A 14,270-nucleotide genomic window follows, 5' to 3' on the forward strand; every position below is an offset into this window, starting at 1 on the left:
AAAGAATGAGCACTGTGACCGAAGCAATCAGCACCCCCGGTTCCCTCAAGCGCCTCGCCGACGAGGGCGTCTCGGTCTGGCTGGACGACCTGTCGCGCAAGCGGATCACCTCGGGCAGCCTCGCCGAGCTGGTGACGGACGGCGGCGTCGTCGGCGTCACCACCAACCCCTCCATCTTCCAGGCCGCCATCGGCTCGGGCGAGGGTTACGAGGAGCAGCTGACCGACCTGGCCGTGCGCGGCCTGACCGTCGACGAGGCCGTCCGCATGATGACGACCGCCGACGTGCGCGACGCCTCCGACATCCTGCGCGGCGTGTACGACGCCACCGAGGGCCGCGACGGCCGGGTCTCCATCGAGGTCGACCCCCGTCTGGCCCACAACACCGTCGCCACCGTGGCCGAGGCCAAGCAGCTGAACTGGCTGGTCGACCGCCCCAACGTGATGATCAAGATCCCGGCCACCAAGGCGGGTCTGCCGGCCATCACCGAGGTCATCGGCCTGGGCATCAGCGTCAACGTGACCCTGATCTTCTCCCTGGAGCGCTACCGCGAGGTCATGGCCGCCTACCTGGCCGGCCTGGAGAAGGCCGCCGAGCGCGGCATCGACCTCTCCACCATCCACTCGGTGGCGTCCTTCTTCGTGTCCCGCGTGGACTCCGAGATCGACAAGCGCCTGACCGCCCTCGGCACCGACGAGGCCCTGGCGCTGAAGGGCCGCGCGGCCCTCGCCAACGCCCGTCTGGCCTACGAGGCGTACGAGGAAGTCTTCTCCTCCGACCGCTGGCAGGCCCTTGCCGCCGCGGGTGCCAACAAGCAGCGTCCGCTGTGGGCCTCCACCGGTGTGAAGGACCCGGCGTACAAGGACACCCTGTACGTGGACGAGCTGGTCGCCCCCGGCACCGTCAACACCATGCCCGAGGGCACGCTCAAGGCCACCGCCGACCACGGCGACATCACCGGTGACACGGTGACCGGCCGCTACGAGCAGGCCCGCGCCGACCTCGCCGCCGTGGAGAAGCTGGGCATCTCCTACGACGAGGTCGTCCAGCAGCTCGAGGACGAGGCCGTCGCCAAGTTCGAGGCCGCCTGGATCGAGCTGCTGGACGCCGTGACCGAGTCCCTGAAGAGCAAGGGAGTGGACGCGTAATGGCAAGCAAGCCAGCCGGGGCCAAGGCGGCCCCCGCCGAGACGGAGGCCACGCCGGCCTCCGCCGAGGCCGAGCCCAAGACGCGCGCCAAGGCCGAGGAGCGGCCCGCCGCCGCCCGCGCGGCCGAGCAGGTGCGTGTCCCGGTGGCCCCGGCCGCCGACTGGGACAACCCGCTGCGCGACGCCCGCGACCGCCGACTGCCCCGCATCGCGGGGCCGTCGGGCCTGGTCATCTTCGGTGTCACCGGTGACCTGTCCCGCAAGAAGCTGATGCCGGCCGTCTACGACCTGGCCAACCGCGGCCTGCTGCCGCCGGGCTTCTCCCTGGTGGGCTTCGCCCGCCGCGACTGGGAGGACCAGGACTTCGCGCAGGTCGTCCACGACGCGGTCAAGGAGCACGCGCGCACGCCGTTCCGCGAGGAGGTGTGGCAGCAGCTCGCCGAGGGGATGCGCTTCATCCCCGGTGACTTCGACGACGACACCGCCTTCGAGCAGCTGAAGGACGCCGTCGACGAGCTGGACGCCTCCCGGGGCACCGGCGGCAACTTCGCGTACTACCTCTCGGTGCCGCCGAAGTTCTTCCCCAAGGTCGTCCAGCAGCTCAAGAAGCACGGCCTGGCCGACGCCCCCGAGGGCTCCTGGCGCCGCGCGGTCATCGAGAAGCCGTTCGGCCACGACCTGGAGAGCGCGCACGAGCTGAACAAGGTCGTGCACGAGGTCTTCGAGCCGGACCAGGTGTTCCGGATCGACCACTACCTCGGCAAGGAGACCGTCCAGAACATCCTGGCGCTCCGCTTCGCCAACCAGATGTACGAGCCCATCTGGAACCGGTCGTACGTGGACCACGTCCAGATCACGATGGCCGAGGACATCGGCATCGGCGGCCGCGCGGGCTACTACGACGGCATCGGCGCCGCCCGTGACGTCATCCAGAACCACCTGCTCCAGCTCATGGCGCTCACCGCCATGGAGGAGCCGATCGCGTTCGACGCGGACTCGCTGCTCACCGAGAAGCTGAAGGTCCTGAAGTCGGTCCACCTCCCGGAGGACCTGGGCGAGCACACCGTGCGCGGCCAGTACGCCTCGGGCTGGCAGGGCGGCGAGAAGGTCGTCGGCTACCTCGAAGAGGACGGGATCAACCCCGAGTCGAAGACCGACACCTACGCGGCCGTGAAGCTGGAGATCGACAACCGCCGCTGGGCGGGCGTGCCGTTCTACCTGCGCACCGGCAAGCGCCTGGGCCGTCGCGTCACCGAGATCGCGATCGTCTTCAAGCGCGCCCCGCACTCCCCCTTCGACTCCACCGCCACGGAGGAGCTGGGCGAGAACGCGATCGTCATCCGCGTCCAGCCGGACGAGGGCATGACCGTGCGCTTCGGCTCCAAGGTGCCCGGCACCTCCATGGAGATCCGGGACGTGTCGATGGACTTCGCCTACGGCGAGTCCTTCACCGAGTCCAGCCCCGAGGCGTACGAGCGGCTCATCCTGGACGTGCTCCTCGGCGACGCCAACCTGTTCCCCCGTACCCAGGAAGTGGAAGAGTCCTGGAAGATCCTCGACCCGATCGAGGAGTACTGGGACACCCACGGCAAGCCGGCGCAGTACGAATCCGGCAGCTGGGGACCGCAGGAAGCGGACGAGATGCTCGCACGAGACGGACGGAGCTGGCGCAGGCCATGAAGATCGACCTGACCGACACCACGGCAAGCAAGATCAACAAGGCACTGGTGGAGGGCCGCCGAGCGATCGGCACCCCGGCCGTGGGCATGGTCCTGACGATGGTCATCGTCACGGACGAGGAGAACGCCTACGACGCGATCAAGGCCGCCGAGGAAGCCTCCCACGAGCACCCCTCGCGCACCCTGGTCGTCATCAAGCGCCACCCGCGCACCCTGCGCGACCGGACCAACTCCCGGCTCGACGCCGAGGTCCGGGTCGGCTCCGAGGCGGGCGCCGGCGAGACGGTCGTCCTGCGCACCTACGGTGAGGTCTCCGACCACGCCGGGTCCGTGGTGCTGCCCCTGCTGCTCCCCGACGCCCCCGTGGTCGTCTGGTGGCCGGTGGAGGCCCCCGAGGCGCCCTCCAAGGACTCCCTGGGCGCGCTCGCCCAGCGCCGGATCACCGACCTGTACGCGGTCGACCGGCCCCTGGAGGTCCTGGACACCCGCGCCCGCACCTACGCCCCCGGCGACACCGACCTCGCCTGGACCCGGCTCACCCCGTGGCGCTCGATGCTCGCCGCCGCGCTCGACCAGGCGCGGGTCAAGGTGACCTCGGCCGCCGTCGAGGCCGAGGCCGACAACCCCAGCGCCGAGCTGCTCGCGCGCTGGCTGGAGGCCCGGCTGAACGTGAAGGTGGACCGCGTCGTCAGCGGCGGCCCGGTCGTCACCGCCGTACGGCTCGGCACCGCCGAGGGCGAGATCGTGATCGACCGGCCCGAGGGCCCGCTGGCCACGCTGACCCTGCCGGGCCAGCCGCCGCGCACCCTGGCCCTGAAGGTCCGCCCGACCTCGGAGCTGATCGCCGAGGAGCTGCGCCGCCTCGACGCAGACGAGATGTACGCCATCGCCCTCAAGGGCGAGGCCACCAAGGAGAACTCCTGACATGTCCGACGCACCGTCAGACACCCCCAAGCTCACCCGCAGGCCCGAGTGGACGGCGCTCGCCGACCACCGTGCCACGCCCCAGCCGCACCTGCGCGAGCTGTTCGCGGCGGACCCGTCCCGCGCCGAGCGGTACGTCGTCCGGGTGGGCGACCTGCACATCGACTACAGCAAGAACCTGGTGACGGACGAGACGCTCGCCCTGCTCCAGGAACTGGCCACGGCCACGGACGTGTTCGGGCTGCGGGACGCGATGTTCCGCGGTGACCGGATCAACGTGACCGAGGACCGCGCGGTCCTGCACACCGCGCTGCGAGCTCCGCGGGATGCGGTGATCGAGGTCGACGGCGAGAACGTCGTCCCGGCCGTGCACGCCGTGCTCGACAAGATGGGCTCCTTCGCGGACCGTGTGCGTTCCGGTGAGTGGACGGGTCACACGGGCAGGCGGATCAAGAACGTCGTGAACATCGGCATCGGCGGCTCCGACCTGGGTCCGGCGATGGCGTACGAGGCGCTGCGCGCGTTCACGGACCGCGATCTGACCGTGCGGTTCGTGTCCAACGTGGACGGCGCGGACCTGCACGAGGCGATCCGTGATCTGGATCCGGCGGAGACGCTGTTCATCGTGGCGTCGAAGACGTTCACGACGATCGAGACGATCACCAACGCGACCTCCGCGCGCCAGTGGCTGCTTGAGTCCCTCGGTGACGAGAAGGCGGTGGCGCGGCACTTCGTGGCGCTGTCCACGAATGCGGAGAAGGTTTCCGGTTTCGGGATCGACGTGGACAACATGTTCGAGTTCTGGGACTGGGTCGGCGGGCGGTATTCGTTCGACTCGGCGATCGGTCTGTCGCTGATGATCGCGATCGGCCCGGACCGGTTCCGGGAGCTGCTCGACGGTTTCCGGATCGTGGACGAGCACTTCCGCACCGCTCCGGCGGAGGCCAACGCGCCCTTGCTGATGGGCCTGTTGGGGATCTGGTACAACAACTTCTTCGACGCGCAGTCGCTGGCGGTGCTGCCGTACAGCCACTACCTGTCCAAGTTCACCGCGTACTTGCAGCAGTTGGACATGGAGTCCAACGGCAAGTCCGTGCAGCGTGACGGCGCTCCGGTGGAGTGGCAGACCGGCCCGGTCGTCTGGGGCACGCCGGGTACGAACGGGCAGCACGCGTACTACCAGTTGATCCACCAGGGGACGAAGCTGATCCCGGCGGACTTCATCGGATTCGCGCGCCCGGCCGAGGAGTTGAGCGACGCGCTCAAGGGCCAGCATGACCTGCTGATGGCCAACTTCTTCGCGCAGACCCAGGCCCTCGCCTTCGGCAAGACGGCCGACGAGGTCCGTTCCGAGGGCGTGGCCGAGGAGCAGGTCTCCGCGCGCACCTTCCGCGGCAACCACCCCACCACGACCGTGCTGGCCCCCGAGCTGACCCCCTCCGTGCTCGGCCAGCTCATCGCCCTCTACGAGCAGAAGGTCTTCGTGCAGGGCGCGGTCTGGAACATCGACTCCTTCGACCAGTGGGGCGTCGAACTCGGCAAGGTCCTCGCCAAGCGGATCGAACCCGCCCTCACCGAGGGCGCCGAGGTCCCCGGCCTCGACCCGTCCACCACGGCCCTCGTCGCCGCCTACCGTTCCCTCAAGGAAGTGAACTGACATGCAGCTCGGACTCATCGGCCTCGGCAAGATGGGCGGCAACATGCGCGAGCGCATCCGCCGCGCGGGCCACCAGGTCATCGGCTACGACCGCAACCCGGAACTGACCGACGCCAAGGACCTCGCCGAGCTGGTCGAGAAGCTCGACGCGCCGCGCACCATCTGGGTCATGGTCCCGGCCGGCACCGCCACCCAGGTCGTCGTCGACGAGCTGAAGGACCTGCTCTCCCCCGGCGACATCGTCGTGGACGGCGGCAACTCCCGCTGGACGGACGACGAGAAGCACGCCGCCGAGCTGGGCATCAAGGGCATCGGCTTCGTGGACGCGGGCGTCTCCGGCGGTGTCTGGGGCCTGGAGAACGGCTACGCGCTGATGGTCGGCGGCGACAAGGAGAACGTCGAGCGCCTCCAGCCCATCTTCGACGCGCTCAAGCCCGAGGGCCCCTACGGCTACGTGCACGCGGGCCGCGTCGGCGCCGGTCACTTCGCCAAGATGGTCCACAACGGCATCGAGTACGCCATGATGCAGGCGTACGCCGAGGGCTGGGAGCTGCTGGAGAAGGCGAACTCCGTGGACAACGTCCGCGAGATCTTCCGCTCCTGGCAGGAGGGCACGGTCATCCGTTCCTGGCTGCTCGACCTCGCGGTCAACGCCCTGGACGACGACGAGCACCTGGACGAGCTGCGCGGCTACGCCGAGGACTCGGGCGAGGGCCGGTGGACCGTCGAGGCCGCCATCGACCACGCGGTGCCGCTCCCGGCCATCACCGCCTCGCTGTTCGCGCGCTTCGCGTCCCGTCAGGACGACTCGCCGCAGATGAAGATGATCGCCGCGCTGCGCAACCAGTTCGGCGGCCACGCGGTCGAGAAGAAGGGCTGACGTCGTGGGGGACCTCCTGCTCGTCCGCCACGGCGAGACGGAGTGGAGCCTGTCGGGACAGCACACCAGCTGGACCGATCTGCCGCTCACCGCACGCGGTGAGGAGCAGGCCAGGTCCCTCGCTCCACTCCTCGCCGGGCGCGACTTCGCCGTCGCCCTGACCAGCCCGATGGGCCGGGCCCGGGACACCGCCCGGCTGGCCGGTCTGACCGGCACCGAGCCCGACCCCGACCTGGTCGAGTGGGACTACGGCGGCTACGAGGGCGTCAAGACCGTCGACATCCACCGGACCCGGCCCGACTGGAACCTGTGGACCGACGGCGTGACCCCGGGCCCCGAGGGGCATCCGGGCGAGTCGCCCGAACAGATCGGGGCACGCGCCGACCGGGTCCTGGCCCGGATCGACAAGGCGCTCCAGGAGGAGGGCGGCGACGTGGTCCTGGTCGCGCACGCCCACTTCCTGCGGGTGCTCACCGCGCGCCGACTGGGTCTGCCCGCCGCCGACGGCCGGCTGTTCCAGCTGGCCACGGGCACGGTGAGCCGTCTCTCGACGGAGCACGGGCGGCCCGTGATCGTGGAGTGGAACCGGCAGCCCTGACGGTTCCGATGTGAACGGCCGAGGCCCGGACCACCGTGGGTGGTCCGGGCCTCGTCGTGTTCGGGGGCGGTCCGAGGGGCCCCTACCGCCGGGGCACCCCGTAGGCGCGATCGACGCGCAGCCGGGCGACCAGCCGCCGGTCGCGGACCATCGCGGCGCGGTAGTCGTCCCAGTCCGGGTGCTCGCCCTGCACGTCGCGGTAGAGCCGGATCAGCTCCTCCACTGTCTCGTCGCGCGGGTCCTCGGCGACGGGGGTCAGCTCCACCGTGCCCTCGGCGACCGTGTACGCCCAGCGGTCGTCGCTGGTGACGTAGTAGGAGGCGCGGGGTTCACGGCGCAGGTTCCGGGTCTTGGCCCGGTCGTCGGTGACCGAGACGCGGATGATCCGCTCGGCCGGGTCGTAGGCGTGGCTCACATTGGACAGCTGGGGGCGGCCGTCCCGCTTGAGCGTGACCAGCACACCACCGTGCCCCTCGGAGAGCAGCTTCAGCAGGGCGTCCTGCGTCGTCGGGTCGTCAGTCATATCCGGGTCAACGGGGGGTGGTGGGCGGCGCATTCCCCGAAGTCGTAGACAGCGTCTACTGATTCTTGGTAGACACTGTCTATGAGTGAGCCGTCATCCATGAGTGAACCATCGCCCCTGAGCGCGTCCGACCCGGGGCTGCGGTCCCGCCTGGTGGACGCCGGGGTGGCGCTGCTGGCCGCCGAGGGGGTGCAGGCGCTGAGCCTGCGGGAGATCGCCCGGCGGGCCGGGGTCTCGCACGGGGCACCCCGCCGGTACTTCCCCACACATCTGGAGCTGCTGTCCGCGATCGCACGGCGCGGCTTCGAGCAGCTGGGCGTCTCGGTGGGGGTCACACTCGACTCCGCCGACGCCGACCCCCGTGCGCGCACGACGGCACTGGCGCGGACGTATCTGCGCTTCGCGCTGGAGAACCCCGGGATGTACGAGCTGATGTTCCGTCACGACATCCTGGAGAGCGGCCACTTGGGACTGCGCGACACCAGCCTGCCGCTGTTCGGCGTGCTCGTGGAGCTGGTGGGGCGGGTACGGCCGGAGGCGGACGCCCGCCGGGTCGCCGGGGCCCTGTGGGCGAACCTGCACGGGCTGGCCCAGCTGTGGCGCTGGGGAAGTCTCCAACTGGCCACCGGTGACGCGGACTTCGAACCGCTGCTGCAGACGTGCCTTACCGCGCACCTCGGCGCCGGGGAGTGCCGGTGAACCGGCGGCTGACGCTGGCGTGCAGCGTGGCCGGTGCGGTGCTCGTCGCCCTGGACGGTACGGTCCTCACCGTCGCCCAGCCGTCCCTGCAGAGGTCGTTGCACGCCTCGTACGCCGGGGTGCAGTGGACCAGTACCGCGTATCTCCTCGTCGTGGCGAGCCTGTTGGTGTTCGCGGGGCGGCTCGGGGACCGGTACGGGCAGCGGCGGATGTTCGCGCTGGGGATGCTCGGGTTCGGGGCGGCGTCGGCGGCCATCGGGTTCGCGCCCGGCATCGGGTGGGTGATCGGACTCCGGGCCGTCCAGGGCGTGTTCGGGGCGCTGCTCCAGCCCGCCACGCTCGGGATGCTGCGGGCCGCGTATCCGCCGGACCGGCTGGCGATGCCGCTCGCGGTGCGGACGAGCGCGATCGGACTCGCGGCGGCCACCGGCCCGCTGGTGGGCGGGGCGCTGACGGCCTGGCTGGGCTGGCGGTCGGTGTTCTTCCTCGGGGTGCTCCCGGCGCTGGCCTTCGGACTGGCCGCACTGGGCGGTACGGCGCCGCGTGTCACCACGCCCGGCCTCGATCTCCCGGGCGCGCTGCTGCTCGCGGTGACTCTGGCGCCCCTCGTCCACGCGCTGTCCGCGCCCGGCGCGGCCACCGTGCCCGCGCTCGCCGTGTCGGCGGTGGCGGGGATCGCGTTCGTACGGCACGAGCGGCGCGCCGCGCGCCCGTTGCTGCCGCCCGGCGTGATCGGCGCGGGGCCCGTGGGGGCGGCGCTCGGCATCCTGGTCGCCGTGTCGGCCGCGCTGTTCGGGACGCTGTTCGTGGAGACGTACGTGCTCCAACGCGGCCTGGGGCTCGACCCGTTCGAGAGCGCGGTGCGGAGCGTGCCGCTCGCGGCGATGATGATCGCTTCGGCCCCCTGCTGTCCCGCGCTGCTGCGCCGCTGGGGCGCGCGGTGGACGACCGGTGTCGCGACGGCGCTGCTCGCGCTCGGCGGGCTGCTGCTGTCCCGGGCCACGGGGACGCTTCCCCTGGGCGTCGGATTCGCCCTGCTGGGCGCGGGGTTCGGGACGGTGATGGTGGCGGCCACCCATGTCGTCGTACGCCGGGCGGAGTCGACGGCGGCCGGAGTCGCGGGCGGGCTTCAGCAGACCGCGCTCAACATCGGCCCGGTGGTGGGAGTGGCGGCGGCGACCGCGCTGCTGGACGCGGGGCCGCGTGCCGCGCTGTGCGTGTTCGCGGCGGTCGCGGCGGCGGCCGTTCCGTTGGCCCGTGCGCTGCCCCAACGGGGTTCCGCACACGGCGCGTTGGACGCCGACGCGCGGGAGGCCGACGTGCGGGTCCTTCCCGGCGATCCTGCGCGACCATGAGAAACAACAGGTCGTCCCGGTGACCGAGCCGGACCGCACGGCGTACGACGCGACCGTAGGAGAGCGAGCGATGGCACAGCTGCGACAGGAAGTCGACCCGGAAGAGGCGGGGCTGGACGCGAGGGCGCTGGACCGCCTGGACCGGCACTTCGCCCGCTACGTGGACGAGGGCCGGCTGCCCGGCTTCCTGGTGTCGGTGGCCCGGGGCGGCCGCGTCGCGCATCTCACCGTCCACGGCCACCGTGATCTCGCGGCGGGGCGGCCGGTGGAGCCGGACACGCTGTGGCGGATCTACTCCATGACCAAGCCGGTCACCGCCGTCGCGGTACTGACGCTGGTGGAGGAGGGGCTGCTGTCCCTGGACGACCCGATCGACCGCCACCTGCCGGAGTTCGCCAACCCACGTGTGTACGAAGGGGGTTCGGGTGCGGGCGTGCGCACCCGGCCGGCGTCCGGGCCGATCCTGGTCCGCCATCTGCTGACCCACACGGCGGGTCTGACCTTCGCCTTCTACCACAGCCATCCGGTGGACACCCTCTACCGCGAGGCGGGCCTGGAGTCCTCCGTGCCGCCGGGCGCCGACCTGGAGGAGACGGTGGCGGTGTACGCCCGGCTGCCCCTCCAGTTCGACCCCGGCACCCAGTGGAACTACTCCGTCGCCTCCAATGTGCTGGGCCGTCTGATCGAGGTGGTCTCGGGACGTCCCCTGGACGCGTTCTTCGCCGAGCGCGTCCTCGTCCCGCTCGGCATGACCGACACCGGCTTCCACCTCACCCCCGAACAGTTGCCCCGCCTGGCCGCGTTGTACGGCGAGACCGCGACCGGTGGCATCGAGCCGGTCCCCGGCCTCCCCCTGCGCGGCCGACCCCGCTTCCTCTCGGCCAGCGGCGGCCTGGCCTCGACGGCCCACGACTACCACCGCTTCATGGAGTTCCTGCGCCGTGGCGGGGAGCTGGACGGCGTCCGTCTGCTCCGGCCGGAGACGCTGGCCCGGATGACCCGCAACCAGCTCCCCGGCAACGCCGTCCTGCGCGCCTTCGGCGCCCCCGCCCACCGGGAACGCGCCAACGACGGCCTGGGCTTCGGCTTCAACGTCTCGGTCGTCACCGACCCCGCCCGCACCCTGGTCCCTTCGGCCCCCGGCACCTACGGCTGGACCGGCGTGGCGACCACCGCCTTCTGGGTCGCCCCGGCCCACGACCTCACGGTGCAGTTCATGACCCAGCTCCGCCCGAAGACCCTGAAGGTGTTCCCGGAGCTGCGCCGCCTGGTCCACGAGGCGGTGACGGACCGGGCGTTCCGGAAACGGCGCGAGTCCGGCCGCGACGCGGCCGGACTCGTGGGGTGATCCCGCGACGTCGGGATCAGGAGCCGTGGCCCACCGCGTCCAGGTGCGGCAGATCGTGGTCCAGACGTTCGCGCTTGGTGCGGAGGTAGGTGATGTTGTTCTCGCTCGGCTCGATCAGGAGCGGGACCGTCTCCGCGACCTCGATGCCGTGGCGGGTCAGCGACTCGCGCTTGCGGGGGTTGTTGGACATGAGGCGGACCGAGCGGACACCGAGGTCGTGGAGGATCTCGGCGGCGGCGCGGTAGTCGCGGGCGTCCACCGGGAGGCCGAGGGCGAGGTTGGCCTCGACCGTGTCCAGGCCCTCCGCCTGGAGGGCCATCGCGCGCAGCTTGGCCAGCAGGCCGATGCCCCGGCCCTCGTGACCGCGCAGGTAGACCACGATCCCGCTGCCCTCGGCGGCGACCGCGCGCAGCGCGGAGGACAGCTGCTCACCGCACTCGCAGTGCTGGGAGCCGAACGCGTCCCCGGTCAGGCACTCGGAGTGCAGCCGGGTCAGTACGCTCTCCTCGCCTATCTCGCCGAAGACCAGGGCGACATGTTCGTCACCCCGGTCGTGGTCCAGGTAGCCGATCGCCTGGAATTTCCCGTAAGCGGTGGGCAGCGGGGTATTCACGACGCGTTCCGCGCCCGAACGCCGCGGGGACTTCTTGCCGAGGACGCCGAGGTTTTCTGTCATGATCTGATTCCTAAGCAGAGACGAAAGGCCGTGAAAAAGATGAGTGGTTCGGGCGCGCGTGCGGCGGTGGCACACGGGGTGATGCCGACGGACACCACGGAGGACGTACGGAAGCGGGGGGCGGGTGTCTCAAAGCAGGTCGCCGTCCTTCCCGTGGGCAGCTTCGAACAGCACGGCGCGTACCTTCCGCTGGCGACCGACACGCTCGTCGCCTGCGCCGTGGCGCGGGAGATAGCCGCCGCGTACCCGGTACACCTCCTTCCCCCGGTGACGGTCTCCTGCTCCCACGAACACGCGGGCTGGCCGGGAACCGTCAGTATCTCCTCCACCACCCTCCACGCCATCGTGCGGGACATGGCGGATTCGTTGCGCCGTTCGGGTGTCGAGGCCCTCGTGGTGGTCAACGGCCACGGCGGGAACTACGTCCTGGGCAATGTCGTGCAGGAGGCCTCCGCGCGCGGTGAGCGCATGGCGCTCTTCCCGGCCGCGGAGGACTGGGAGGCGGCCCGTGAGCGCGCGGGTGTGGTGACCTCGCTGCTCACCGACATGCACGCCGGGGAAATCGAGACGTCCATTCTGCTGCACGCTCATCCCGAATTCCTCCGCCCTGGTCATGAGACCGCCGATTTCACCGCCGACGACCGTCGTCATCTGCTCACCACGGGAATGTCCGCCTATACCGAATCGGGCGTCATCGGCCGGCCGTCCCTGGCCACGGCGGAAAAGGGCAAGAGCCTGCTGGCGAGCCTGGTGGAGGATTTCGCACCGTACTTCGCGTTGCTGACCTCCGAAAAGCTCCCGGCCTCCGGGGAACTCGCGCTCTCCGGCGAGAGGCCGTCCGCCGGTGAACTCCCGGACGCCGTACGGGAGTAGCCCCGCAGTCCGGCGTACCAGCGGGCGACGAGGACGACGGCGCCGGGCAGGCTCGCCACGAAGCTGAGCACGCCGTAGACGACGGCCACGGCGACCCCGCTGCTCGCGCCGAGTCCGGCCGCCGCGAACGCCCAGGCGGTGACGCCCTCGCGGGGGCCGAAGCCGCCGACGTTCAGCGGCAGACCCATCGCGACCAGCGCGAGCACCGCGAGCGGCAGCAGCACCGCGACGGAGGCGCCGCTTCCGGCGACCCGGGCGGCGACGACGAACATCCCGAGGTGACCGGCGAGGACGACGGCCGAGGACAGCGCGACCCCGGGCCCGCTCTCCCGCGACAGCAGCCCCCGGCGCGCGTCGGCGAGGACACCGGCACGCCCGGCCTCGGCGGACCCCCGGTTCAGCCGTACGGCGACCGTGACCGCGAGGGCGCCCGCCACCGCGAGGGCCACGGGCGCGGCGACGGTGCGCACGTCGTCCCGTACCGGCGAGGGCAGCGTCAGCAGCAGGACGGTGCCGGCCACGGCGAGCGCGATCTGCCCGGCGACCCGCTCCAGCACGACGGCCTTCACCGCACGCCGTACGTCTCCGGCGCTCTGCCCGTGCCGTACCGCGCGGTGCACATCGCCCAACACCCCGCCGGGGAGCGCCGCGTTGAGGAACAGCGCGCGGTAGTAGTCGGCCACGGCGGCACCCAGCGGAAGCCGGATGCCGAGGCCGCGTGCCACCAACTGCCAGCGCCAGGCGCTGAACACGGTGGTGAGGACGCCAACACCGAGGGCGATCAGTACCGTTGGCGTGTCGATCCGCCGCAGTCCGTCCATCAGTGGACCGGTGCCGAGCCGCCACAGCAGTCCGCCGAGGATGACGACCCCGGCGACCGTGCCGAAGTGGGTGCGCAGCGCACGGGAGTTGAAGCGTCCCCGGGCACCCGTCTCCGCGGCCGGCACCGTCGTCGGAGATGCCTCCGACACCCGAACCTCCGTGGCGGTGTCCCCCGTTGGCGGGTTCATCCCGCGCCTCCCGCCGGGCGGGGCAGTGCGAGCAGATCGCTGTGGTGCACGACGACGCGCAGCTCGCCCGCTTCGAGGGCGGCCAGCCGCTCGGCGAGGTAGGCCGCGGCGCGCTCGCGCAGCTCGGGCCGCTGCTCGACCGCCGCGCCCACCCAGCCGCGCAGCCACTGCGCGGTCAGCGCGGCGTGCTCGGGGCCGAGCAGCCACGGGCTCGGGTGCACCCGTACGGTCGCCCCGTGGTCGGCGAACGCCTGGCAGGCCATGGCGACCGCGTCGGGGCCGAGCATCCCGGTACGGCGCTGGTGGTCGTTGAACGCCTCGGTGAGCTGCGCGTCCAGCGGGTCGGACGGTTCGAACTCCACCCGCCCGGCGACGGACAGGGTGAGCAGCGCCGGGCAGCCCGCCCCGGCACAGGCGGCGGCGAGGGTCTCGACCTCCTCGCGGGTGAGCACATCGAGCAGCGCCGAGGCGGTGACCAGGTCGGCGCCGGTCAGCGCGTCCGGGGTGAGCCGGGCGACGTCGCCGCGCCGGGTCTCGACGGTCACCTGGGCGCCGTCGGCGGCGGCGCGCGGGGAGGCGACGGCGGCGAAGTGCAGCAGATAGGGGTCGAGGTCGTGCAGGACCCAGTGCTGGGCGCCGTCGAGGCGGGCCGCCAGCCAGCGGCCCATGGAGCCGGTGCCGCAGCCGAGGTCGTGCACGACGAGTCCGCCGTCCGTGCCGGGCCGTTCGTCCACCCGGGTGCGCAGCGGCTCCAGCAGGACCTCGGCGCGGGCGTCCGCGTCGGCGGCCTCGCGCAGTTGCAGCCACTCGGGCGCGTACCGGGGCGCCTCCTCGGCGTCGCCGTCGCGCAGCCGTACGGTCGGCCGCTCGCCGGGGCGGGTCACGGGACCGGCGCCCATGA

Annotated in this window: 13 protein-coding genes and 1 pseudogene; 10 read left to right on the top strand and 4 right to left on the bottom strand. The window is 71.7% G+C overall.

Going from position 1 to position 14,270, the window contains the following annotated elements:
- Positions 1–5: 5 nt before the first annotated feature.
- The 6 genes from tal to AB0E91_RS02025 are packed head-to-tail and all read left to right on the top strand — an operon-like array spanning position 6 to position 6,885.
- Entirely contained in the window at positions 6–1,148 is a 1,143-nt protein-coding gene (gene tal / locus AB0E91_RS02000) for a transaldolase (protein ID WP_361773690.1), read from the top strand.
- Positions 1,148–2,827 carry a glucose-6-phosphate dehydrogenase gene (gene zwf, locus AB0E91_RS02005; protein WP_361773693.1) on the top strand — a complete coding sequence of 560 codons (1,680 nt, stop codon included), beginning with the start codon at positions 1,148–1,150 and terminating at the stop codon, positions 2,825–2,827. The genes tal and zwf overlap by 1 nt, the downstream gene beginning before the upstream one ends.
- Entirely contained in the window at positions 2,824–3,750 is a 927-nt protein-coding gene (gene opcA / locus AB0E91_RS02010) for a glucose-6-phosphate dehydrogenase assembly protein OpcA (RefSeq protein WP_361773695.1), read from the top strand. Before zwf ends, opcA begins: the two co-directional genes overlap by 4 nt.
- A 1-nt stretch (position 3,751) precedes the next feature.
- Entirely contained in the window at positions 3,752–5,407 is a 1,656-nt protein-coding gene (pgi, locus tag AB0E91_RS02015) for a glucose-6-phosphate isomerase (protein WP_361773698.1), read from the top strand.
- Position 5,408: 1 nt separating this feature from the next.
- Positions 5,409–6,287 carry a phosphogluconate dehydrogenase (NAD(+)-dependent, decarboxylating) gene (gene gnd / locus AB0E91_RS02020; protein WP_361773701.1) on the top strand — a complete coding sequence of 293 codons (879 nt, stop codon included), beginning with the start codon at positions 5,409–5,411 and terminating at the stop codon, positions 6,285–6,287.
- 4 nt (positions 6,288–6,291) lie between these two features.
- On the top strand, positions 6,292–6,885 hold the full coding sequence (locus AB0E91_RS02025) for a histidine phosphatase family protein (RefSeq protein WP_361773704.1): 594 nt from the start codon (positions 6,292–6,294) through the stop codon (positions 6,883–6,885).
- Positions 6,886–6,967: 82 nt separating this feature from the next.
- On the opposite strand, the gene AB0E91_RS02030 is transcribed toward AB0E91_RS02025, so the two are convergent.
- A complete protein-coding gene (locus AB0E91_RS02030) occupies positions 6,968–7,408 on the bottom strand; it encodes a PPOX class F420-dependent oxidoreductase (protein WP_361773707.1) in 441 nt (146 codons plus the stop codon).
- A 99-nt stretch (positions 7,409–7,507) separates the two neighbouring features.
- Between AB0E91_RS02030 and AB0E91_RS02035 the strand changes: the two genes are divergently transcribed.
- The 3 genes from AB0E91_RS02035 (at position 7,508) to AB0E91_RS02045 (ending at position 10,810) form a co-directional block, all read left to right on the top strand.
- Positions 7,508–8,107, top strand: coding sequence for a TetR/AcrR family transcriptional regulator (locus tag AB0E91_RS02035; RefSeq protein WP_361773710.1), 600 nt, complete (start codon positions 7,508–7,510; stop codon positions 8,105–8,107).
- On the top strand, positions 8,104–9,462 hold the full coding sequence (locus tag AB0E91_RS02040) for an MFS transporter (protein ID WP_361773713.1): 1,359 nt from the start codon (positions 8,104–8,106) through the stop codon (positions 9,460–9,462). The genes AB0E91_RS02035 and AB0E91_RS02040 overlap by 4 nt, the downstream gene beginning before the upstream one ends.
- Positions 9,463–9,532: 70 nt before the next feature.
- Positions 9,533–10,810, top strand: a complete 1,278-nt coding sequence (locus AB0E91_RS02045) for a serine hydrolase domain-containing protein (protein ID WP_361773716.1) — start codon at positions 9,533–9,535, stop codon at positions 10,808–10,810.
- Between the two features lie 16 nt (positions 10,811–10,826).
- Here AB0E91_RS02045 and ribA read toward each other — a convergent pair whose 3' ends face one another.
- Complete coding sequence (gene ribA, locus AB0E91_RS02050) at positions 10,827–11,486, bottom strand: GTP cyclohydrolase II (RefSeq protein WP_361113835.1); 660 nt, start codon at positions 11,484–11,486, stop codon at positions 10,827–10,829.
- A gap of 39 nt (positions 11,487–11,525) precedes the next feature.
- Here ribA and AB0E91_RS02055 point away from each other — a divergent pair, with 39 nt between their 5' ends.
- Positions 11,526–12,359 carry a creatininase family protein gene (locus AB0E91_RS02055; protein WP_361775109.1) on the top strand — a complete coding sequence of 278 codons (834 nt, stop codon included), beginning with the start codon at positions 11,526–11,528 and terminating at the stop codon, positions 12,357–12,359.
- A 101-nt stretch (positions 12,360–12,460) separates the two neighbouring features.
- Here the strand turns inward: AB0E91_RS02055 and AB0E91_RS02060 are convergent.
- Both AB0E91_RS02060 and AB0E91_RS02065 read right to left on the bottom strand, forming a co-directional pair.
- Positions 12,461–13,369: pseudogene (locus AB0E91_RS02060) on the bottom strand (lysylphosphatidylglycerol synthase transmembrane domain-containing protein); the annotation flags it as partial.
- Positions 13,366–14,268 (bottom strand): class I SAM-dependent methyltransferase, encoded by a 903-nt coding sequence (locus AB0E91_RS02065; protein ID WP_361775112.1) that lies wholly within the window; start codon positions 14,266–14,268, stop codon positions 13,366–13,368. The gene AB0E91_RS02065 and the pseudogene AB0E91_RS02060, both read right to left, overlap by 4 nt.
- Positions 14,269–14,270: the final 2 nt, after the last annotated feature.

Origin of the sequence: Streptomyces sp. NPDC026659 (assembly GCF_040638245.1) — a bacterium.
GTDB lineage: Bacteria > Actinomycetota > Actinomycetes > Streptomycetales > Streptomycetaceae > Streptomyces.